The sequence below is a fragment of the Cryobacterium zhongshanensis genome (genome assembly GCF_022760445.1).
Taxonomy (GTDB): Bacteria; Actinomycetota; Actinomycetes; order Actinomycetales; family Microbacteriaceae; genus Cryobacterium; species Cryobacterium algoricola.
On the sequence record NZ_JALGAR010000002.1, the window covers coordinates 213100 to 232670 of the forward strand.

Below are 19571 nucleotides of genomic sequence, written 5' to 3' on the forward strand. Positions count from 1 at the left end.
CACGCTCGGGGGCCATTGGCAGCCGGGTGAGGCAGAGACCTAGTTCAGATCAGGAGTCCGCCATGCAGAAGGCCATGATGGCCTGCTGTACCGGCATGAGTGACGCTTTGAATCGGTAGCCGACGAAGGCGCGGTGGTCGATCGCGTCGGCGCTCACTTCCCTTCCGCGATGAAACGGCGGACAGGGGTTGAATTGCAGGCCGGTGGGGGCCGTGTCCAGGAGTGAGGCCGTGATCCGATAGGGGGTGAGCTGGTCTTCGTGAGTGCCCGGTGCGTCAGTCAGGAGCACGTCGGCCGAGCGGATGGCTGACTCGAGGTCGTCCGTCCACCGCGCTCCGGGCGTGGCGAGTTCTGCGGGACAACACTGCATCAGATCGAGTGACATTGCACGGGCGGCTTCCTGCCAGGCGCGGGAAATATTGCCGTCGGCCCCAACGAACAAGAACCGCAGTGACTGCAGGTCACGCTTCCTGCGCAGCTCATACAGGTCGGAGAGCACTTCGCAGGGGTGGTTCGTGTCTGTCATCGCGTTGATCACGGGGATGGCGTTGGCAGCCGCGAGCGCTTCGATGATGTCGATCCGAGCATGGCGGACCACGAGTACGTCGGCCCAGGACGCCAGATAGTGAGCCACGTCTTCTATGGCTTCCGGTTTGTCGAGCGTTTCGCTGGGGAAGACAACGGGCTGCAAGCCCATGAGCGAAGAGCCGCGCTCAAAGGACACTCTGGTCCGGAGGCTCGTCGGCGGGAAGAACATCACGGCGCAGCCCGAAACCTCCCGATCTGATTCGCTGCGGTAGCTGTCAGCGAGGACAAAGACCTTGTCGACATCGTCGGCCGTCCAGTCATCGAGTCGAATCAAGTTCCGCATTCCCTCAGGCTATGGGTCGAACGATGGCTTCGTCGCCGCCGATGAACTCAGGAAGAGCCCGCTAACGCTCCCCGAGAGACCGACGATCCGGCGAGAGCGATTGCAGCAAGCAGGGAGGTCGAACTGGCGGCGGACAGTGCCGTCAGGAACCACCCTGGTGAGACCACCAACGGCTTTCCGGAGATGTCGAAGTAACGGCATTCCAAACCGACCGGCCACAGTAAGAACTCCCCAGCTGCGCCCTACCTGAGGTCGGTGTCGCCGGGAATGGCGCAATCGGTAGCGCAGGCATCCTCGGAGTCGTGGCCCCCAGTCGTGGTCACACGGGCCCGCTATGGCCTGAGTTCTCGCCCGGGCCGCCGTAGCGTTTCAAGAATGAGCAGTGAAGCGGCGTTGACGCCCAAGAGAATGCGATTGCGCTACTCCGGACCATGCCGCATTTGCGACGTCGAAATCCTTGCGGGGACCATGGCACTCTACGAACGCGAGACCAAGACCGTCGCCTGCCTGACGTGCGCTCAGGACTCGGCGGTGGCCACTCCATCCGTCGCCGTCCCGATTGAACGCAGCCCTGTCGACAAAGACGCGGTCACGAGCCCGGAGCCAGCACCCGAGGACCTCGAGGTGTTTGGGGGCACGGCCGGCGCATCGGCCCAGCGAGAGCACGACCGCCGCAAGGACAAGCGTGAGACAAGGATCCGTGAGAACCACCCGCATATTGGTGGGCTCATCCTGGCGCTGAGCGACGAGCCGCAGAGCACCCGGGCGTGGGCAGTCGGGGCGCAGGGCGAGGTGGCCCTGGGCCAGCGGCTCGACAAGCTCAGCGGGAGTGGCGTCCACGTCCTGCACGACCGTCGCATTCCTCCGACGCGAGCCAATATCGATCACATTGCGGTCTGCCCCTCGGGAGTCTTTGTCATCGACGCGAAGAAGTATCAGGGTCGCCCCAGACTTCAGGTCGAAGGAGGACTGATCCGGCCCCGGACCGAAACGCTCATGGTCGGCTCGCGCAAGCAAGACGGGCTGGTGGCTGGTGTGCTCAAGCAAGTCACACGAGTCAGCGCGGCACTCGCGGGCGCAGGCAAGGACGGGGTCCCTGTGCACGGGATGTTGTGCTTCGTGGCCGCCGAGTGGCCGCTTTTCGGCGGAGACTTCATCATCGACGGAGTTCATGTCCTATGGCCCAAGAAGGCGGTCGAGCACCTGCAGAAGGCGGGGCCTCTCGACGAGCCGACGATGAGGCAGATCCACCGAGCTCTCGCGTCCGCCTTCCCGCCGGCGTGACGTATCAAATCGCTCTCGCCTTGCCCTCGATTGTCGGCGGTCCCTGGTAGATCAGGGTAGGACAGAGGCGAGCGACAATGGGAGGAAGCATGGGCTCCGTGACGTCCTCCGAAACGGCGAGGGGCAAGCGCTACCGGGTGAGGTACCGCACGCCCGATCGGCACCAGACCGACAAGCGCGGATTTCGCACCAAGCGGGAGGCCGAAGACTTCCTGGCCTCCGTCGAGGTCGCAAAGATGCGCGGCGAGTGGGTCCATCCGACCCGGTCCAAGGTCAACGTCGGCGAGTGGGCCGAAGCCTGGTACTCGGCGCAGCTGCAGATTAAGCCGACGACGCGGGCCGGGTACCGCCTGTACCTGGACAAGCACGTGTTGCCGAAATGGGGGACCGTGCCACTCCGTAGCGTGCAGCACGCCGATGTGTAGCGCTGGGTGAGCAGTCTGGCGGCGACGCTCGCGCCGTCGACCGTGCGGCAGATCCACTTGGTCCTGGCCGGCACGCTGAACTACGCCGTCAGGGACGGACGCCTCGTGAAGAGCCCAAGCGACGACATCCGCTTGCCGCGGATCGTTCGCACGCCGCGCGGGTACCTCACGCACGACCAGGTCGCCCGGCTGGCCCGAGAGTGCGGAGAATTCGGCGACGTCGTGCGGTTCCTGGCGTACACCGGGCTGCGCTGGGCGGGATGGCCGCGTTGAGGGTGGGGCGAGTTGATCTCAGCAGGCGGCGGATCGAAGTCGCCGAAGCGGTCTCAGAGGTCGGCGGGGCCGCCGTCTGGGGGACACCGAAGGGTCATGGCCGCCGATCCGTGCCATTCCCGGCGTTGCTGGCCACCGAGCTTGCGCAGAGGTGCCAGGGCAAGCGCCCGAAGGACCTCGTCTTCACGAGCGCGGCGGGTGCGTGGCTGCGCAACGGCAATTTCCGGCAACGGTACTTCGACCCGGCGCTGACGCTCATCCGCGAGGGACGCAGCGACTCGGACGACCCCGTCCTGAACGTGGAGGCCGACCCGAACTTCCCCGTCGTGACCCCGCACGACCTGAGGCACACGGCCGCGTCGCTGGCGGTGTCGGCGGGGGCGAGCGTCAAGAGCGTGCAACGGATGCTGGGCCACGCCTCAGCCGCAATGACGCTCGACGTCTACGCCGACCTGTTTGACGACGACTTGGACGCCGTGGCCCGCGCTCTGGATGACCAGGCCGCGGCATCCGGAAGAGGGCGCGACGCGTGAGTCTTGGAACTCCACTTTGACGCGATCTGCTGCGAACCCTGACGCTTGGAGAGGTGTCGAGGATCCAAACACGATTGCCGGGTCGTGAACAGTGATATGCCAGTAGCGACCGTGCGACGGTCTTCTATCTTTCGAATATTTCGAATAGAATATCGCGAAGAAAGGTGATCATAATGAGTCTCACTCGTGAGAAACGCCAACCGCGAACCTACCTGCCCAGCGAAATAGATTCCCGTGCAATCGACGAATTTATAAAGCAGATCCAGAACATCCACGGCAAGAAAGCAACGCTCACCTCGGCCGACGGCGCCCAGGTCATCGAGTTGCCTGAGCCTCTCTTTGATGTGCTGCGACAGGTTGCGGATGCGTTGAGCAACGGTAAGGGTGTCACGGTCGCTCCCCAGGAATCCAAGCTCACGACTCAGTCTGCCGCCGACTTTCTCGGCATGTCGCGCCCAACGCTCGTGAAGCTCTTGGAGTCCGGGGAAGTTCCATTCGAGCTCGTTGGGCGGCACCGTAGAGTGACACTTCGGGACCTGGTGGAATACAAGGACAAATTCAGGGTCGAGCGCCGCGCTGTTCTGCGCAAGATGGCCCGGGAGGGCCAGGAAGCGGGCATCCTGGATTTGACGGCCGCGGACATGCCGGGACGAAGATAGCGCCCGATGTCCTTCCCCGCCTTTCTCGACACGTGCACCTTGTTCGGAGCGGCCCTCAACGATCTGCTCTTGGAGCTGGCTGAGCGAGGTGCGTACAGGCCGCTTTGGTCGGCACACGTGCTGCAGGAACTGGAAAGCAACTTGACTGACAAGCGCATTGGCGCTCAGGCAGCTCGGAACAGGATTGCGGCAATGCAATACGCATTTCCCGATGCTGAAGTGACCGGATATGACGACCTGATTGACGGCTTGCGAAATGACCCGAAGGACCGGCACGTGCTCGCAGCCGCAATCCGCGCCAACGCGGAGGTCATTGTGACGTTCAATCTGAGGGATTTCCCGGAGGACGCACTGGTGGGATACGACCTCGAAGTAATCCACCCCGATGAGTTCCTGTTGGACCAGCTTGACCTGTACCCGTCCCTCACGCTGCTCGCTGTAGACGAGATTGCGGCGGCATATGAAAACCCGGCGATGACAGCCGAGGAGTACCTGGAACGTCTGCGCGCGGCAGGAACTCCGATGTTCGCGGATGCCGTTCTGGACCGCATCTAAACGGGCGCTCTCACGATCCCTGGGTGTCGTCGAAATCAGGCGGATAGAGGCCGCCGAGTGAGCCCTCAGTGACCACGTAACTGTTTCATGTGTGGGCAAAATGTGGGCAAAAGCCGTATTCGAGGCCGGAGAAAAGACATCCGTTAACGAGAAAAACCCCGGATAACCGGGGATTTCAGCGGGTGGCCCCGACGGGCGTCGATCCCGTGACCTCTCGATTTTCAGTCGAACGCTCTACCAACTGAGCTACAGGGCCAGAAAACAACCTCGAGAAGTCGCTTCCAAGGAAAAAACCCTCTCTCGCGAAAGGGCGTTTTACCTTTGCGACCCTGACCGGACTTGAACCGGCGACCTCCGCCGTGACAGGGCGGCGCGCTAACCAACTGCGCTACAGGGCCTCACAATGAGAACCAAACGTGCGTTTTCATTTATTGGTGATGCTGGTGTTGCTTGTACTGATTTACTACCTGCTTATTGTTGCACATTCAGTTAGGCAGGTTGCGTAGCCCCAACGGGATTCGAACCCGTGTTAACGCCGTGAAAGGGCGCCGTCCTAGGCCTCTAAACGATGGGGCCGAGACGCCATAAACATCATGGCTACCGACGAGTAAGCATACGGTCTCTGGGGCGAAAACCCCAAATCGGCGACTGAGCGGATGCCCCTGGCGTGTCGCCCGCGCCCCGGCGCGCCCGCGAATGGCGGCCAATCCACCCGGTTGGGGGTTAGATTCGGGTCCGATACCGGGCGATACTGGCGCGAACTTGTTACTGTGAATTGAGGTGGCATCGTGACCAGTGTGTTCACGCGGTGCCCAATCAGGGAGTTCTATGCGCAAGGCAGTGACGAGTGACCGCGGGGCCAAAGCACAGGCAGGTCCGCTCCGGCCGGTGAGCGGACGCCGCGTTCACGGTCATCGACGCCTGATCAGAGGCACCGCCGCCACCGCCCTCGCCACGGCCCTCGCCCTCATCGTGACGCTCGTGATTCCCGCCGGCGGCGCTCAGGCGGTCGATTACCCGAGCTGGCAGGACGTGCAGAACGCCAAGTCGAACACGGCCGCCGCGTCCGCCAAGGTCACCGAAATCCAGAATCTGATCTCGAATCTGCAGACCCAGGTCGCCCAGACCCAGGCCGAGTCCGAGAAGCGTGGCGCCGAACTCCGGGTCGCCCAAGAGAACTACGACGAAGCCACCCGGCGCGCATCCGACCTGCAGGCGCAGGCCGACGCCAGCAAGGCGACAGCGGATGCCGCGACGAAGCAGGCCGGTCAGCTCGCGGCCCAGCTCTACCGCACGGGAGGCACCGACCTCACCGTCAACCTGCTCCTGGACGGCGAGGCGAGCGGCACAGGCGCCGACGCCCTGCTCGCCAAGCTCGGCAGCATGAGCAAGATGGTCGAACGCAGCACGGGCGTCTACGAGGAGGCCCAGGCCGCCACGAACTCGGCGCAGTCGCTCGGTGACCAGGCCAAGATCGCTCAGACCGAGCGCGAGCGGCTCAATGTAGCTGCGCAGGCCGCGATGGCGGCGGCGCAGGCGGCCGCAGAGGCCGCCGCGAACGCCCTCGCAGAGTCAGAGTCCAAGAGTGTCGAACTCGCAGCCCAGCTGGCGTTCATGCAGGACGCCCAGGCCTCCACGACGGCCGGCTACGAGGCCGGTGTGGCCGAGCGTGCGCGCCTCGCCGCGATCGAAGCGGCCCGGATCGCCGCTGAGGCCGCCGCGGCAGCGGCAGCCAACCGCGGCAACTCGGGCGGCGGTGGCGGCGGCAGCAGCCCCGGTGCCGGACTCGGCGGCGGCTACATCAGCTCCCAGGGCTGGGCCGTTCCGGCCAGCGGGCGCATCACCGACGGGTACGGCCCGCGCGCGGTCATCTGCGGCTCGAGCTGCAGCAAGGGATTCCACAGCGGCACCGACATCGGCGCGAGTTGCGGCTCCCCGATCTATGCGGCCCACGATGGCGTGGTCACCTACGCCGGCCCCAACGGCACCTACGGCAACTACATCCAGATCAACAATGGCGGCGGGGTCTCCACCGGATACGCGCACATTCGCTCGGGCGGAACCTTCGTCTCCAACGGCCAGAGCGTCAGCGCCGGGCAGAACATAGCCAGCGTCGGGATGACCGGCGCGGCCGACGGATGCCATCTGCACTTCGAGGTCCGCGTCAATGGCCCCCAAATCGATCCACAGCCCTTCATGGCGAGCAGGGGAGCACCACTTGGCTAACGACGGCACATCCTTCACGAGACGGAAGCCCGTGCGTCTCTTCGCCGCGGCCGTCGCGATCGGCGCGGTGTCGGCATCCGTCGGCATCGTCGCACCCGCCGCCTACGGTGACCAGGGCTACCCCAGCTGGGACGACGTACAGAAGGCGAAGGCGAGCGAGGCGACCAAGCAGGCCGAGATCGAGAAGATCACGGCGTTGCTGACCGGTTTGCAGGCGGCAGCGGATGCCTCGTCCAAGGCCTCGCAGATCGCCGCCGAGGCGTACCGGGTCGCCCAGGACGAGCTCGACGCCGCCACCGTGCGCGAGACGAGCCTGACCGAGCAGGCCGCGACCGCCTCGAAGAAGGCGGACACCTCGAAGATGCGGGCCGGTCTGATCGCCGCGCACCTCGCCAAGACCGGCGCGCAAGACCTCTCGCTCAACCTGTTCCTCAACGGCAGCTCCGCCGACGTGCTCCTCGAGCAGCTCGGAACCGCGAGCAAGCTCAGCGAACAGTCCGAGACCATCTACCGGGAGGCCGTGCAGGACAAGAACTCGGCAGAGTCCCTCGGCGGGCAGGCCGCGGCGGCGAAGGTGGAGCGCACCCGGCTCACCGGCGAGTCGATGACGAAGTTCGACGCCGCGAATGCCGCGGCCCAGGACGCCGAGGCCGCCCTCGAAGCCGAGCAGCAGAAGTCGAACGATCTCTACGGACAGCTCGCCCTCCTCAAGGACACCACCGCCGACGTCGAGCGGTCCTACCAGGCCGGCGTCGATGCGGCGGCAGCGGCTGCGGCACTCGCGGCAGCGCAGTCGGCTGCAGCGGCGAGGGCAGCAGCGGACCAGGCAGCGGCGGCTCGCGCGGCGGCAGCAGCGGCAGCGCAGGCGGCAGCGAACGGCTCGGGCTCCGGCAACTCGGGCTCGGGCAACTCGGGCTCCGGCAACTCCGGTTCGGGCAACTCGGGTTCGGGTAACTCCGGGTCCGGTTCCGGCGGGTCGTCCTCCGGTGGTGGCGCGGTGACCGCGCCCGCTCCGAACGGGAATGCGGTGCAGACCGCTATCGCATTCGCCAAGCAACAGCTCGGCGACCGCTACGGACTCGGCGGCTCCGGACCCGACGTCTGGGACTGCTCCGGCCTGACCAAGGCCGCGTATGCCGCGGCCGGCGTCTACATCGGCACCCACTCCGCCACGAACCAGTACAACACCATGGCCAGCCAGGGCAGGCTCGTCTCGTTCAGCAACGTGCAGGTCGGCGACCTCGTCTTCTGGGGCGGCGGCGGAGACTACTACCACGTCGCGATCTACGTCGGCGGTGGCCAGGTGCTCGAGGCGCCCGATTACGGCAAGCCGGTGCGCATCCATTCGATCTGGTCGCCCGGCGACGTCGCGTCCTACGTGGGCCGCCCCACCGGCTAACCCGCCCACGGCACGCAGAAAGGCCCCCCGGAGTGATCCGGGAGGCCTTCGTGGTGCGCGAGCGCTGAGGGTCAGTGGCCTTCGGCGGCGAGCTTCTTGATGCCGTCTTCGACGATCTGGTTGGCTTCGGCGGCGTCGCCCCAGCCCTCCGTCTTGACCCACTTGTTCGGCTCGAGGTCCTTGTAGTGCTCGAAGAAGTGCTCGATTTCCTTGCGGGTGTACTCCGGGATGTCGAGGACGTCCTGGATGTGGTCCCAGCGGGGGTCGCCGGCGGGAACGGCGATGACCTTGGCGTCCGAGCCGCCGTCATCCGTCATGTTGAAGACACCGACCGGACGCACCGAGACGCCGACGCCGGGGAACAGCGGGAAGTCGAGCAGCACGAGAACGTCGACGGGGTCGCCGTCCAGGCCGAGGGTGTTCTCGAAGAACCCGTAGTCCGTCGGGTACACGAAGCTCGTGTAGAGCACACGGTCGAGGTAGACCCGTCCGGTTTCGTGGTCGACCTCGTACTTGTTGCGGCTTCCCCGGGGAATTTCGATTACTGCGTCATATGCGGCCATGGCCTGGTCTCTCCCTTGTTCACAGTCTCCGGATAACGTTACTGGATGGAGTCCACGCGCCGCCCGAGACTGACACCGGAGATCGCCGACATCCGCCGGGCGATCCGCACCGTGCTGGCGGATGCCTGGCTCGGCGCCTCCGCGACGCCCCCGGCCCCCGGGTCCGGCCCCTCCGCCCCCGACAGCTACGGTCCGGCCCCCGACACCCGAGGCCTCGTCCTCGTCGGCCTGAGTGGCGGCCCCGATTCCCTCGCACTCGCGGCGGGAACGGCCTTCGAGGCACCGCGGGCGGGACTCCGCGCCGGGGCCGTGATCGTCGACCACGCCCTGCAGGCCGGGTCCGCGGACGTCGCCGCCGAGGCCGCCCGGCAGGCCACTGCGCTCGGCCTCGACCCCGTCCTCGTCGTGCGCATCACCGTCGACCACGGCGAGACCCACCGGGAGAGTGCCGCAGACACCGACCCCGCCGAGAGCTACAGCGGCCCGGAGGCCGCCGCCCGCACCGGCCGCTACGCCGCCTTCGTCCGCGCACTCGCCGACACCGGCGCGACCCACGTCCTGCTCGGGCACACCCTCGACGACCAGGCTGAGACCGTGCTGCTCGGCCTCGCGCGCGGTTCCGGCCCGGTCAGCCTGCACGGCATGCTGCGGGTCAGCGGTCCCTACCTCCGCCCGCTGCTCGGCATCCGCCGCGCCCAGACCCAGGCGGCCTGCGCAGATGCCGGCCTCACCCCCTGGACGGACCCGCACAACGCGGAACACCGGTTCGCCCGCGTCAGGGTGCGCGAGACGGTCCTGCCGGTGCTCGAGCGCGAGCTCGGTCCCGGCGTAGCCGAGGCGCTCGCCCGCACCGCCGACCTGCTGCGGGAGGACGACGCAGCCCTCCGGGAACGCACGCTGGAGCTCGCCGAAGGGTGCTTCGAGGCCGTTGCCGACGGCATCCGTGTGCCCGTTTCGATGCTCGCAGCGCAGCCGGCGGCGCTGCAGAACCGGCTGATCCGCCTCGCCGCGGCTCGCGCCGTCCTGCGGCCCACGGCGCCAGCGCCCCTGCCCGAGGCCGCGATGCCGCCCGCCGAGCCGCCCGCCGCGGGCCCCAGCGCACGGCACATTCCGGGCGGTGTAGTGCTGGCCCTTCCCCGCGGGGCGACCCTGGCCGTCGGCCGGCTCGTGACCGATTGGCACGGCCAGGGCCCGCTCGACCTGCCAGGCGTTAGAGTTGTACGGCACGACGGCTGGCTCGTCTTCACCGGGCCCGGCCTCGCACGGCACGCTCGGCCAACTGAATACGCACAAAGCAAAGGACCCTCCCTCCCCCATGGAACCCCGCGACATTGATGGCGACCTCACCGAAATCCTGATCGAAGAAGAGCAGATCCACGGCCGCCTCGCCGAACTCTGCCGCCGGATCGAAGCCGACTACGCGGGCAAGGACCTCCTGCTCGTCGGCGTTCTCAAGGGTGCCGTCATGGTGATGGCGGACCTGGCCCGCGAACTCAAGCACCCGATCGCGATGGACTGGATGGCCGTGAGCTCCTACGGCTCCGGAACCCAGTCCAGCGGCGTCGTCCGGATCCTCAAGGACCTCGACACCGACCTGCACGGCCGCAACGTGCTCATCGTCGAAGACATCATCGACTCCGGCCTCACCCTCTCCTGGCTGATCGCGAACCTCAAGTCCCGCCAGCCGGAATCCGTCGAGATCTGCGCGCTGCTCCGCAAGCCCGACGCCGCCCGCGTCGAGATCGACGTCAAGTACCTCGGCTTCGACATCCCGAACCAGTTCGTCGTCGGCTACGGCCTCGACTACGCCGAGAAGTACCGCAACCTGCGTTCCGTCGCGGTGCTCGCTCCTCACATCTACTCCTGAGCAACGGATGCCTGCCTCGGCCTTGCATCGCGCTCAGGGCGAACACACGGTCACCGTCCAGTGCGGGCACGGTAGCCTGACAACACGATGAACGTCAAGAAGCTACTCCGCGGGCCACTCCTCTACATCATTCTGGCGATTATCGCCGTCTGGATAGGGTCGAGTCTGATCACCATGTCCGGGTTCCGAGAGATTCCGACCGCACAGGGACTCCAGTTCCTCAAGGACGGAAAGGTCTCGGAGGCCAAGATCGTCGACGGCGAACAGCGCGTCGACCTCACCCTGTCCAGTGCAGACGACAAGCTCGGCACCAAGGTGCAGTTCTACTACGTCGCCCCGCGTGGTTCAGAGGTCGTCAAGGCCGTCACCGACGCCGACCTCTCCGGCGGCTTCACCGACGAGGTCCCGCAGACCAACTGGCTCGTGACCCTGCTCGGGTACCTGCTGCCCGTGATCCTGATCGGCGGTTTCGCCTGGCTGATGCTCTCGGGCATGCAGGGCGGCGGTAACAAGGTCATGCAGTTCGGCAAGTCGAAGGCGAAGCTCGTCTCGAAGGAGAGCCCGCAGGTCACCTTCGCGGACGTCGCCGGCGCCGACGAAGCCATCGAAGAGCTCGAAGAGATCAAGGACTTCCTCAAGGAGCCCGCCAAGTTCCAGGCCGTCGGAGCGCGCATCCCCAAGGGCGTGCTGCTCTACGGCCCTCCCGGAACCGGTAAGACCCTGCTGGCCCGCGCCGTCGCCGGCGAGGCCGGCGTGCCGTTCTACTCGATCTCCGGCTCCGACTTCGTCGAGATGTTCGTCGGCGTCGGCGCGAGCCGCGTCCGCGACCTGTTCCAGCAGGCCAAGGAGAACGCCCCCGCGATCATCTTCATCGACGAGATCGACGCCGTCGGCCGTCACCGCGGCGCCGGCATGGGCGGCGGGCACGACGAGCGCGAGCAAACCCTCAACCAGCTGCTCGTCGAGATGGACGGCTTCGACGTCAAGGCGAACGTCATCCTGATCGCCGCGACCAACCGTCCGGACATCCTCGACCCGGCCCTGCTCCGCCCCGGCCGTTTCGACCGCCAGATCGGCGTCGACGCCCCCGACATGCTCGGTCGCAAGAAGATCCTCGAGGTGCACGCCAAGGGCAAGCCGATGGCTCAGGGAGTCGACCTCGAGGTCCTCGCCCGCAAGACCCCCGGCTTCACCGGCGCCGACCTCGCCAACGTGCTCAACGAGGCCGCGCTCCTGACCGCCCGCTCGAACGCGCAGCTGATCGACAACCGCGCCCTCGACGAGGCCGTCGACCGCGTGATGGCCGGACCGCAGCGCCGCACCCGCATCATGCGCGACAAGGAAAAGCTGATCACCGCGTACCACGAGGGTGGCCACGCCCTCGTCGCGAGCGCGATGAACAACACCGACCCGGTCACGAAGATCACCATCCTTCCCCGCGGCCGCGCGCTCGGCTACACGATGGTCATGCCGCTCGAAGACCGCTACTCGGTCTCCCGCAACGAACTCCTCGACCAGCTCGCCTACGCGATGGGCGGCCGTGTCGCCGAAGAGATGATCTTCCACGACCCGACCACCGGTGCCAGCAATGACATCGAGAAGGCCACCGCGACGGCCCGCAAGATGGTCACCGAGTTCGGCATGAGCGCCGCCGTCGGCCCGCTCAAGCTGGGCCAGGCATCCGGTGAGATGTTCCTGGGCCGCGACATGGGCCACCAGCGCGACTACTCGGAGCGTCTCGCCGAGAGCGTCGACACCGAGGTGCGCCTGCTGCTCGAGGCCGCCCACGACGAGGCATACGAGGTGCTCGGCAAGAACCGCGCCATCCTCGACAAGCTCGCCGCGGAACTGCTCGAGCACGAGACCCTCGGCCAGACCGAACTCGCGCCGATCTTCGCCGGCATCGAGAAGCTGCCGCCGCGCCCGCAGTGGCTGTCGAGCGACAAACGCCCGGTCTCCGACGTGCCCCCCATCGATATGCCGCTGCCCAAGGCGCCCATCGAAGAGGGCGTCGTCGACGGCGGAGTCTCCAGTGGAGACGCCGCAGAGGCCAAGCCCAAGCGCGCGCCCGCCCGCACCCCGCGGCCCGCCACCGCCTAGGCCCCGGGTGGCAGTCGACAGGGCCCGCATCCAGGGTCTCGTCTCGGAGCTCCTCGCGGCGATCGGCGACGATCCGAACCGGCCGGGACTTGCCGACACGCCGCGTCGCGTCGCCGAGTCCTACGGGGAGTTCTTCGCCGGACTCGGCACCGACCCGCTCGACCTGCTGCGGGACACCATCCCGGTCGGCCCGACGACCGGCGAGCTCGTGCTTGTGCGCGACCTTGACTTCCGGTCGGTGTGCGAGCACCACCTGCTGCCGTTCCTCGGCCGCGCCCACATCGCCTACCTGCCCGGTGAGAAGGTCGTCGGCCTCGGTCGGCTGCCCGCACTCGTCGACTGCCTCGCCGCCCGCCCCCAGGTGCAGGAACGCCTGACCGAGGAGATCGCCGAGGCGCTCCAGACCGGTCTCGAGCCCCGCGGCATCCTCGTCGTGCTCGACGCCGTGCACGGGTGCGTCACCATGCGCGGCCCGCGCCAGGTCAACAGCTCGACGGTCACACTCGCCGTGCGCGGCGAACTCGCCGAACCTGCCCGCCGCGCCGAAGTGATGGCCCTGATCGGCGCAGGCTCATGACCCGCATCATGGGCGTGCTCAATGTCACGCCCGATTCCTTCAGCGACGGCGGCAAGTGGGCGTCGACGGATGCCGCGATCCGGCACGGTCTCCTGCTGCAGTCCGAGGGCGCTGACGTCATCGATGTCGGCGGCGAATCGACGAGGCCCGGCGCCGGCCGTGTCGCCCCCGCCGTCGAACAGGCCCGGGTGATCCCGGTGATCACCGAACTCGCCCGGCAGGGCCTCGTGCTGAGCGTCGACACCCTCAACGCCTCGACCGCCCGCGCGGCCGCGACCGCGGGGGCGAGCATCATCAACGACGTCTCCGGTGGTCTCGCCGACCCGCAGATGGCCGGTGTCGCCGCCGAGACCGGCCTGACCTTCATCGCGATGCACTGGCGCGGTCACGCCCGCACCATGGACGACCTCGCGGTCTACGGCGACGTCGTCGCCGACGTGCGCGCCGAACTCGCCTGGCGCGTCGAGGCACTCGTCGCCGCCGGGGTGCAGCGGGACCGGATCGTGCTCGACCCCGGCCTCGGCTTCTCCAAGCTCCCCGCCCACAACTGGACCCTGCTCGCCAACCTCGCCGCCTTCGACCTGCTCGGCCTTCCCGTCATGATCGGCGCCTCCCGCAAACGCTTCCTCGCGACCGCGCTCCCGGACGACGCCCCGATCCCCGCCCGCGACCTGCCGAGCGCCGTTGTCAGCGTGCTTGCCGCCCAGGCCGGCGCCTGGGCCGTGCGCGTGCACGACGTCGCCGCAACCCGCGCGGCCCTGAAGGTGCTCTCGCTCGTGGAGTCGGCCAGAATAGAGCCATGATCCGCGATTGCATCACTCTCACCGGGCTGCGGGTCACCGCTCACCACGGCGTCTACGACTTCGAGCGTGAGAACGGCCAGGACTTCGTGATCGACGTCACCGTCTGGCTCGACCTGCACGCCGCGGCGTCGAGCGACGACGTCAGCCGCACCATCCACTACGGTGAACTCGCGATCGAGGTGACCGAGGCCGCAGCGGTCAACCCGGTCGACCTGATCGAGACCGTCGCCGAGCGCATCGCGGGCGTCGTACTCGCCCACCCGGCCGCCGAGACCGTGCAGGTGACCGTGCACAAGCCGCAGGCGCCGATCAGCGTCCCCTTCACCGACGTCTCCGTGCAGATCACGAGGTCCCGCCCGTGACCCCCACCCCCGTGACGCCGAACCCCGCCCCCGTGACCCCCACCCCCGCTGAGGTGTCGCAGATCGAGGTTCGCGAGGCTCGCGAAGGTCGATCTGCGACACCTCACGAGGCTACGGAGGCGGTGTTGTCGCTCGGGAGCAACCTGGGGGACCGGGAGGCGACTCTCGCGGCGGCCGTCCGCGACCTCGCGACCGTGCCCGGGCTCGTCGTGACCGGGGTGTCTCCGCTCTACGAGTCCGCTGCCGTGAAGCCGGACGGTGTCGACGAGGACGCGCCCCGCTACCTGAACCTGGCCGTCGGCATCCGCTTCGCCGGCTCTGCCCTCGGCCTGCTCGAGGCGGTCAACGCGATTGAACACGACCACGGCCGGGTGCGTGCCGAGCGCTGGGGCGACCGCACCGTCGACATCGACATCGTCGTGTTCGGGGCGCTCGAACAGGCGGATGCCCGGCTCACCCTCCCGCACCCGCGCGCGGCCGAGCGCGACTTCGTGCTCGCCCCCTGGCTCGACCTCGACCCGGGCGCGGTCCTGCCGGGCCGCGGACCGGTGTCGACCCTCCTCGCCGCGATCGATTCGACCGTGCACCACTATCCCGTCCCGGAGGCGAGCCGATGAAGCGCACGCGTGCCTCCGTGATCGTCGCCTGGGTGCTCGGCTCCCTCGTCGGCGGGCTGCTGCTCGAACTCGCCCTCGCGGCCGCCGGCCGGTCGATCCTGCTGCCGCCCGCGAGCATCTCCCTCGCCCTGGTGCTGTGCGCGATCGTGGTCTTCGGCCTCGCCTGGCCGATCCGCAAGGCCACCAGGGGAGCCGTGGACGGCAGGCCGCGCAAGCCCGTGAACCCGTTCATGGCGGTTCGCGTCGCTGCGCTCGCCAAGGCATCCGCGTACAGCGGGGCCCTGCTGCTCGGGGCGGCCGGCGGTCTCGGCCTCTATCTGCTGACCCGTTCGGTGGTTCCGGCGGTAGCATCGGTATGGCTCACCATCGGGATGGCGTTCGGCGCAGCGGTCCTCCTGGCGAGTGGTTTGGTTGCCGAGCATTTCTGTACTCTCCCTCCGGACGACGACGAGGACAGCAAACGAGGAGAAGTGCGTGCCTGACACCACTGAGGGATTCGCCGCCCCGGCACCGGATGCCGCGCCGGCGCCCGACCCGGTCCTCGAAGCGGACGGTCGTCTCGAGCTCCCGGTCGACGGCGAGTGGAAACGGGTCTCGCCGCGCTACGTCGTCGTCGAGATCGTCGGCACCGTGATCTTCGGACTCGTCCTCTGCGCCGGGGCGACCGCCCTCTGGCTCCTCGCCGAGGTGTCCTGGGCGCCCATCGTGCTCGCCCTGATCGTCGTCGTGATCCTGATCGTCGTCCTGTTCGAACCGAGACGGGTGCGTTCGATCGGCTACCAGCTCCGGCAGGACGACCTGCTCTTCCGCCGCGGCATCATGTTCCAGCGCTTCGTCTCGGTGCCGTACGGCCGGATGCAGCTCATCGACGTCACCCGCGGCCCGGTCGCCCGCTGGCTCGGCCTCGCCGACCTCAAATTCGTCACCGCGGCCGCCTCCTCCGGCGTGCTCGTTCCCGGCCTCGCCTTCGACGATGCCGAAGCGCTCCGCGACCGGCTCGTCGAACTCGCCGAGAGCCGCCGGGCGGGACTGTGACCACCCTCGCCGACGGGGAGTGGCACCGGCTGCACCCGGCGAGCCCGCTGCTGCGCGGCGGGCTCTTCATCGTGGCCATCCTCGGTTTCATCATCAGCAATCTCCGGGAGCGCCTGCTCGACTTCTTCTTCCACGTGCCGACCTACGGCGACGACCCGATCGACGAGCTCTTCCGTCGTGGGGCGGTCGGCTGGGCGCTGCTCGGGGTCGTCGTGATCCTCGTCGTGATCCTGGTCGCCTTCTACCTGTCCTGGCGGATGCACACCTTCCGGGTCAGCGGTGAGGTCGTCGAGGTGCGCAGCGGGCTCGTCTTCCGCAGCAACCGCCGCGCCCGCCTCGACCGCATTCAGGGTGTCAACATCGTGCGCCCGTTCATCCCCCGGCTGTTCGGCGCGGCGAAACTCGAGGTCAGCGTCGCAGGCCAGGACGCGAACGTGCACCTCGCCTATCTCGGCTCCGCCGCAGCGGATGCCCTCCGCCGCGACATTCTGCACCTCGCCTCCGGTGCCCGTGCGGCCGCGGCACTTCCCGCCCCGGCATCGACCGACGCCGCCGCCGAGGGCGAGGACTGGGTCGAACACGCCGGGACCCGCGCGGCCGGCAGCGCTCTCGGCCCGTCCCTCGGCAGCTACCTCGGTACCGCGGCGGGCGGCATCGCCGGCGGCATCGGCGGCTTCGCGACCGACCGCGCCCACGAGTTCTTCGCCCCCGAGCTCGACCCGGACGCGGCACCGCCGGAGTCCGTGGTGCGAATCCCGCCCGGCCGGCTGATCGGCTCCGTCGTCTTCAGCGGATTCACCGTCTTCGTCCTGATCGCCATCGCGGTGCTGGTCTGGAGCGTCTCCGCCGGCGGCAGCGGCTGGCTGCTCATCGCGATCTTCCCCGGCCTGATCGCGAGCCTCAGCTTCTACTTCAACCGGTTCACGAAGTCGCTCCGCTACAGCATCGCGGGCACTCCCGACGGTGTGCGGGTCGGCTTCGGTCTGCTCTCGGTGAGCAACGAGACGCTCCCGCCCGGCCGCATCCACGCCGTCCGGGTCTCGCAGCCGCTGATCTGGCGCCCGTTCGGCTGGTGGCAGGTGCGCATCAACACCGCGGGTCATTCCACGAACAAGGGCGCGGCCGGTGAGGCGCACACCACGACGCTCCCGGTCGGCACCCTCACCGACGTCGCCCGGGTGCTCGAACTGATCCTGCCCGGTTTCGACAGCGACTCCGGTTCCGAGAACGGCCGGGAGACGCTGCTGGTCGATCACGGCGTGCGCTCGCCCGGCGGCGACGACGGGTACACGAACGCGCCGCGCCGCGCGGCCTGGCTCCGCCCGTTCTCCTGGCGGCGCACGGGCTTCACCATCGCAGCCGACACGGTGCTGCTGCGCCGCGGTTTCGTGAGCCGTGAGCTCGTCCTCGTTCCGCTCGCGCGGCTGCAGAGCATCTCGATCCAGCAGGGTCCGATCCGGCGGATGCTGCGCCTCGCGCATCTCCGCGTGCACACCGTCGCCGGCCCGGTCATCGCCGCGCTCCCGGTCATCGACGTCCGTGAGGGGGAGCGCCTGTTCGAGCGCCTCTCCGCGGGAGCGATCTCCTCCGCGCGCGCCGACACCAGTCATCACTGGGCCGACCCGCGGCATCCGCTGAACCGGGCGCCGCTCGCCCCGCCTGCGCAGCCCCTCGCGCCCGTCACGCCGACCGCGGAGGCGGCGCTGTGAGCGCGCGCCCCGGTCGTCTCGGCATCGGGATCGTCGGTGCAGGACGGGTGGGCCCGATTCTCGGCGCGGCCCTCGCCGGAGCCGGTCACGCGATCGTCGGCATCTCGGCGATCTCGCAGTCCAGCCGCGACCGGGCCGAGGCGATCCTGCCGTTCGTGCCGATCCTGACCGTTCCCGAGATCGTCGAACGCAGCGAACTCGTGATCCTCGCCGTGCCGGACGCCCAGCTCGCGAGCCTCGTCGCGGGCCTCGCCGCGACGAACACCTGGCAGGCCGGGCAGCTCGTGCTGCACACCTCGGCGAAGTTCGGCATCGGGGTGCTCGCCCCGGCCCTCGCCCAGGGTGCCATCCCGCTCGCTATCCACCCGGCGATGAGCTTCACCGGCACGAGCATCGACCTCGCCCGCCTCGCCGACAGCTACTTCGCGGTCACCGCGCCGACGCCCGTGCTGCCCATCGGGCAGGCGCTCGTCGTCGAGATGGGCGGAGAGCCCGTCGTCGTCGCCGAGGGGGACAGGGCCCGCTACGCCGAGGCCGTCGAGATCGCTACGGCGTTCTCGACGTCGATCGTCGACCAGGCTGCGGCCCTGCTCAGCTCGATCGGCATCGACCGTCCGGGAGGGGTGATCGGCCCGCTGATGCGCTCGGCGATGGAGAACGCCCTCGCCCGCACCGCGCCGGACCGCCTCGACCTGTCTGCGCTCGACGACGAGCTCGACGAACTCGACGACCCCGACGACCCCACCGGCCAGAACGACCGCACCGACCGCACCACAACGGAGGACGAGTGAACGTGCTCATCAAACCAGAAGTCATCAGCACCATCGACGGGCTGCGCGAGCGCATCGCCGCCGCGAAGAACCGCGCGGAGCCCGGCCCCGCAGCGCGGGTCGTCCTCGTCCCCACCATGGGCGCCCTGCACGCCGGGCACCTGTCGCTCGTGCGCCGCGCCCACGCCCGCGGGGGCATCGTCGTGGTCTCGATCTTCGTCAACCCGCTCCAGTTCGGGCCCACCGAGGACCTCGCGTCCTACCCGCGCACCCTCGACGCCGACGTCGCGGCGCTCGCCGCGGAGGGTGTCGCATTCGTCTTCGCCCCCGAGGTGTCCACGATGTACCCGGACGGCGCCGCGGACACCCGCGTCACCGCCGGCCCGGTCGCGGCGCTCCTCGAGGGTGCCGTGCGCCCCGGCCACTTCGACGGCATGCTCACGGTCGTGACCAAGCTGATCAACATCGTCGGCCCCGATGTCGTCGTCTTCGGGCAGAAGGACGCCCAGCAGGTCTTCCTCGTGCAGCAGGCCTTCGCCGACCTCAATATGCGCACCGAGATCGAGGTCGTCCCGATCGTGCGCGAACCGAGCGGCCTGGCCCTTTCGAGCCGCAACCGCCGGCTCGAACCCACGGAAAAGGAGGCGGCCCTGGCCCTCTCCGCTGCGCTCGCTGCCGCGGCGGCGGCCGCCCCTGACGGGCTGCAGGCTGCCCAGGTCGCCGCGCACACGATCCTCGCCGCCCAGCCACTGGTTAAGCTGGACTATCTCGTGGTCGTGAGCCCGCAGGACTTCCAACCGGTCGCGGCGGGCTTCACCGGTCCGGCACGGATGCTCGTCGCCGCCCACGTCGGCAGCATCCGGCTGATCGACAACGAGGCCATCGACCTCGGCAGCGCACCGGCCTGAAGCGCCCGCCCTCAGCATCCGTTCGACCGGCACGA

22 protein-coding genes and 3 tRNA genes are annotated in these 19571 nt (G+C 68.4%); 20 read left to right on the plus strand and 5 right to left on the minus strand.

What is annotated here, in order from left to right; all coding sequences use genetic code 11:
- Positions 1–49 precede the first annotated feature (49 nt).
- Entirely contained in the window at positions 50–871 is an 822-nt protein-coding gene (locus MQH31_RS09480; RefSeq protein WP_243011830.1) for an ornithine carbamoyltransferase, read from the minus strand.
- A 375-nt stretch (positions 872–1246) separates the two neighbouring features.
- On the opposite strand from MQH31_RS09480, the gene MQH31_RS09485 reads away from it, so the two are divergent.
- From MQH31_RS09485 to MQH31_RS09510, 6 genes are all read left to right on the plus strand, one after another.
- A complete protein-coding gene (locus MQH31_RS09485; RefSeq protein WP_243011831.1) occupies positions 1247–2155 on the plus strand; it encodes a nuclease-related domain-containing protein in 909 nt (302 codons plus the stop codon).
- Between the two features lie 98 nt (positions 2156–2253).
- Complete coding sequence (locus MQH31_RS09490) at positions 2254–2580, plus strand: Arm DNA-binding domain-containing protein (protein ID WP_243011832.1); 327 nt, start codon at positions 2254–2256, stop codon at positions 2578–2580.
- Between the two features lie 6 nt (positions 2581–2586).
- Positions 2587–2853, plus strand: a complete 267-nt coding sequence (locus tag MQH31_RS09495) for a site-specific integrase (RefSeq protein WP_243011833.1) — start codon at positions 2587–2589, stop codon at positions 2851–2853.
- Positions 2841–3386 carry a tyrosine-type recombinase/integrase gene (locus MQH31_RS09500; protein ID WP_243011834.1) on the plus strand — a complete coding sequence of 182 codons (546 nt, stop codon included), beginning with the start codon at positions 2841–2843 and terminating at the stop codon, positions 3384–3386. The genes MQH31_RS09495 and MQH31_RS09500 overlap by 13 nt, the downstream gene beginning before the upstream one ends.
- Before the next feature lie 173 nt (positions 3387–3559).
- Positions 3560–4045 carry an excisionase family DNA-binding protein gene (locus MQH31_RS09505; protein ID WP_243011835.1) on the plus strand — a complete coding sequence of 162 codons (486 nt, stop codon included), beginning with the start codon at positions 3560–3562 and terminating at the stop codon, positions 4043–4045.
- A 6-nt stretch (positions 4046–4051) separates the two neighbouring features.
- Entirely contained in the window at positions 4052–4600 is a 549-nt protein-coding gene (locus MQH31_RS09510) for a PIN domain-containing protein (RefSeq protein WP_243011836.1), read from the plus strand.
- 183 nt (positions 4601–4783) lie between these two features.
- Here MQH31_RS09510 and MQH31_RS09515 read toward each other — a convergent pair.
- The 3 genes from MQH31_RS09515 to MQH31_RS09525 all read right to left on the minus strand — a co-directional run bounded on the left by MQH31_RS09515 (position 4784) and on the right by MQH31_RS09525 (position 5176).
- Positions 4784–4856 (minus strand) — tRNA-Phe (locus tag MQH31_RS09515).
- A 68-nt stretch (positions 4857–4924) separates the two neighbouring features.
- Positions 4925–4998 (minus strand) — tRNA-Asp (locus MQH31_RS09520).
- Between the two features lie 105 nt (positions 4999–5103).
- Positions 5104–5176, minus strand: a tRNA-Glu gene (locus tag MQH31_RS09525).
- 252 nt (positions 5177–5428) lie between these two features.
- Here MQH31_RS09525 and MQH31_RS09530 point away from each other — a divergent pair.
- Both MQH31_RS09530 and MQH31_RS09535 read left to right on the plus strand, forming a co-directional pair.
- The gene (locus tag MQH31_RS09530) at positions 5429–6826 is read left to right on the plus strand and encodes a peptidoglycan DD-metalloendopeptidase family protein (RefSeq protein ID WP_243011837.1); all 1398 of its coding nucleotides are present in this window, start codon (positions 5429–5431) and stop codon (positions 6824–6826) included.
- Positions 6819–8225 (plus strand): C40 family peptidase, encoded by a 1407-nt coding sequence (locus MQH31_RS09535; protein ID WP_243011838.1) that lies wholly within the window; start codon positions 6819–6821, stop codon positions 8223–8225. Before MQH31_RS09530 ends, MQH31_RS09535 begins: the two co-directional genes overlap by 8 nt.
- A 71-nt stretch (positions 8226–8296) precedes the next feature.
- On the opposite strand, the gene MQH31_RS09540 is transcribed toward MQH31_RS09535, so the two are convergent.
- The gene (locus MQH31_RS09540) at positions 8297–8788 is read right to left on the minus strand and encodes an inorganic diphosphatase (RefSeq protein ID WP_134446288.1); all 492 of its coding nucleotides are present in this window, start codon (positions 8786–8788) and stop codon (positions 8297–8299) included.
- Positions 8789–8833: 45 nt separating this feature from the next.
- Here MQH31_RS09540 and tilS point away from each other — a divergent pair, with 45 nt between their 5' ends.
- The 12 genes from tilS to panC all read left to right on the plus strand — a co-directional run bounded on the left by tilS (position 8834) and on the right by panC (position 19536).
- Entirely contained in the window at positions 8834–10123 is a 1290-nt protein-coding gene (gene tilS, locus MQH31_RS09545) for a tRNA lysidine(34) synthetase TilS (RefSeq protein ID WP_243011839.1), read from the plus strand.
- A complete protein-coding gene (gene hpt / locus MQH31_RS09550) occupies positions 10104–10655 on the plus strand; it encodes a hypoxanthine phosphoribosyltransferase (RefSeq protein ID WP_134535681.1) in 552 nt (183 codons plus the stop codon). The genes tilS and hpt overlap by 20 nt, the downstream gene beginning before the upstream one ends.
- 87 nt (positions 10656–10742) lie before the next feature.
- Complete coding sequence (gene ftsH, locus MQH31_RS09555; protein WP_243011840.1) at positions 10743–12755, plus strand: ATP-dependent zinc metalloprotease FtsH; 2013 nt, start codon at positions 10743–10745, stop codon at positions 12753–12755.
- A 7-nt stretch (positions 12756–12762) separates the two neighbouring features.
- Complete coding sequence (folE, locus tag MQH31_RS09560) at positions 12763–13332, plus strand: GTP cyclohydrolase I FolE (RefSeq protein WP_243011841.1); 570 nt, start codon at positions 12763–12765, stop codon at positions 13330–13332.
- Entirely contained in the window at positions 13329–14135 is an 807-nt protein-coding gene (gene folP / locus MQH31_RS09565) for a dihydropteroate synthase (RefSeq protein WP_134535678.1), read from the plus strand. Before folE ends, folP begins: the two co-directional genes overlap by 4 nt.
- Positions 14132–14497 (plus strand): dihydroneopterin aldolase, encoded by a 366-nt coding sequence (gene folB / locus MQH31_RS09570; protein ID WP_134446294.1) that lies wholly within the window; start codon positions 14132–14134, stop codon positions 14495–14497. Before folP ends, folB begins: the two co-directional genes overlap by 4 nt.
- Positions 14494–15114, plus strand: coding sequence for a 2-amino-4-hydroxy-6-hydroxymethyldihydropteridine diphosphokinase (folK, locus tag MQH31_RS09575; protein WP_243011842.1), 621 nt, complete (start codon positions 14494–14496; stop codon positions 15112–15114). Before folB ends, folK begins: the two co-directional genes overlap by 4 nt.
- Positions 15111–15596, plus strand: a complete 486-nt coding sequence (locus MQH31_RS09580; protein ID WP_243011843.1) for a DUF3180 domain-containing protein — start codon at positions 15111–15113, stop codon at positions 15594–15596. Before folK ends, MQH31_RS09580 begins: the two co-directional genes overlap by 4 nt.
- On the plus strand, positions 15589–16149 hold the full coding sequence (locus MQH31_RS09585) for a PH domain-containing protein (protein ID WP_243011844.1): 561 nt from the start codon (positions 15589–15591) through the stop codon (positions 16147–16149). The genes MQH31_RS09580 and MQH31_RS09585 overlap by 8 nt, the downstream gene beginning before the upstream one ends.
- Entirely contained in the window at positions 16146–17858 is a 1713-nt protein-coding gene (locus tag MQH31_RS09590) for a PH domain-containing protein (RefSeq protein ID WP_243011845.1), read from the plus strand. The genes MQH31_RS09585 and MQH31_RS09590 overlap by 4 nt, the downstream gene beginning before the upstream one ends.
- Positions 17855–18649: a Rossmann-like and DUF2520 domain-containing protein gene (locus MQH31_RS09595; RefSeq protein ID WP_243011846.1), complete on the plus strand. Its 795-nt coding sequence runs from the start codon at positions 17855–17857 to the stop codon at positions 18647–18649. The genes MQH31_RS09590 and MQH31_RS09595 overlap by 4 nt, the downstream gene beginning before the upstream one ends.
- Complete coding sequence (gene panC / locus MQH31_RS09600) at positions 18646–19536, plus strand: pantoate--beta-alanine ligase (protein WP_243011847.1); 891 nt, start codon at positions 18646–18648, stop codon at positions 19534–19536. The genes MQH31_RS09595 and panC overlap by 4 nt, the downstream gene beginning before the upstream one ends.
- Positions 19537–19571: the final 35 nt, after the last annotated feature.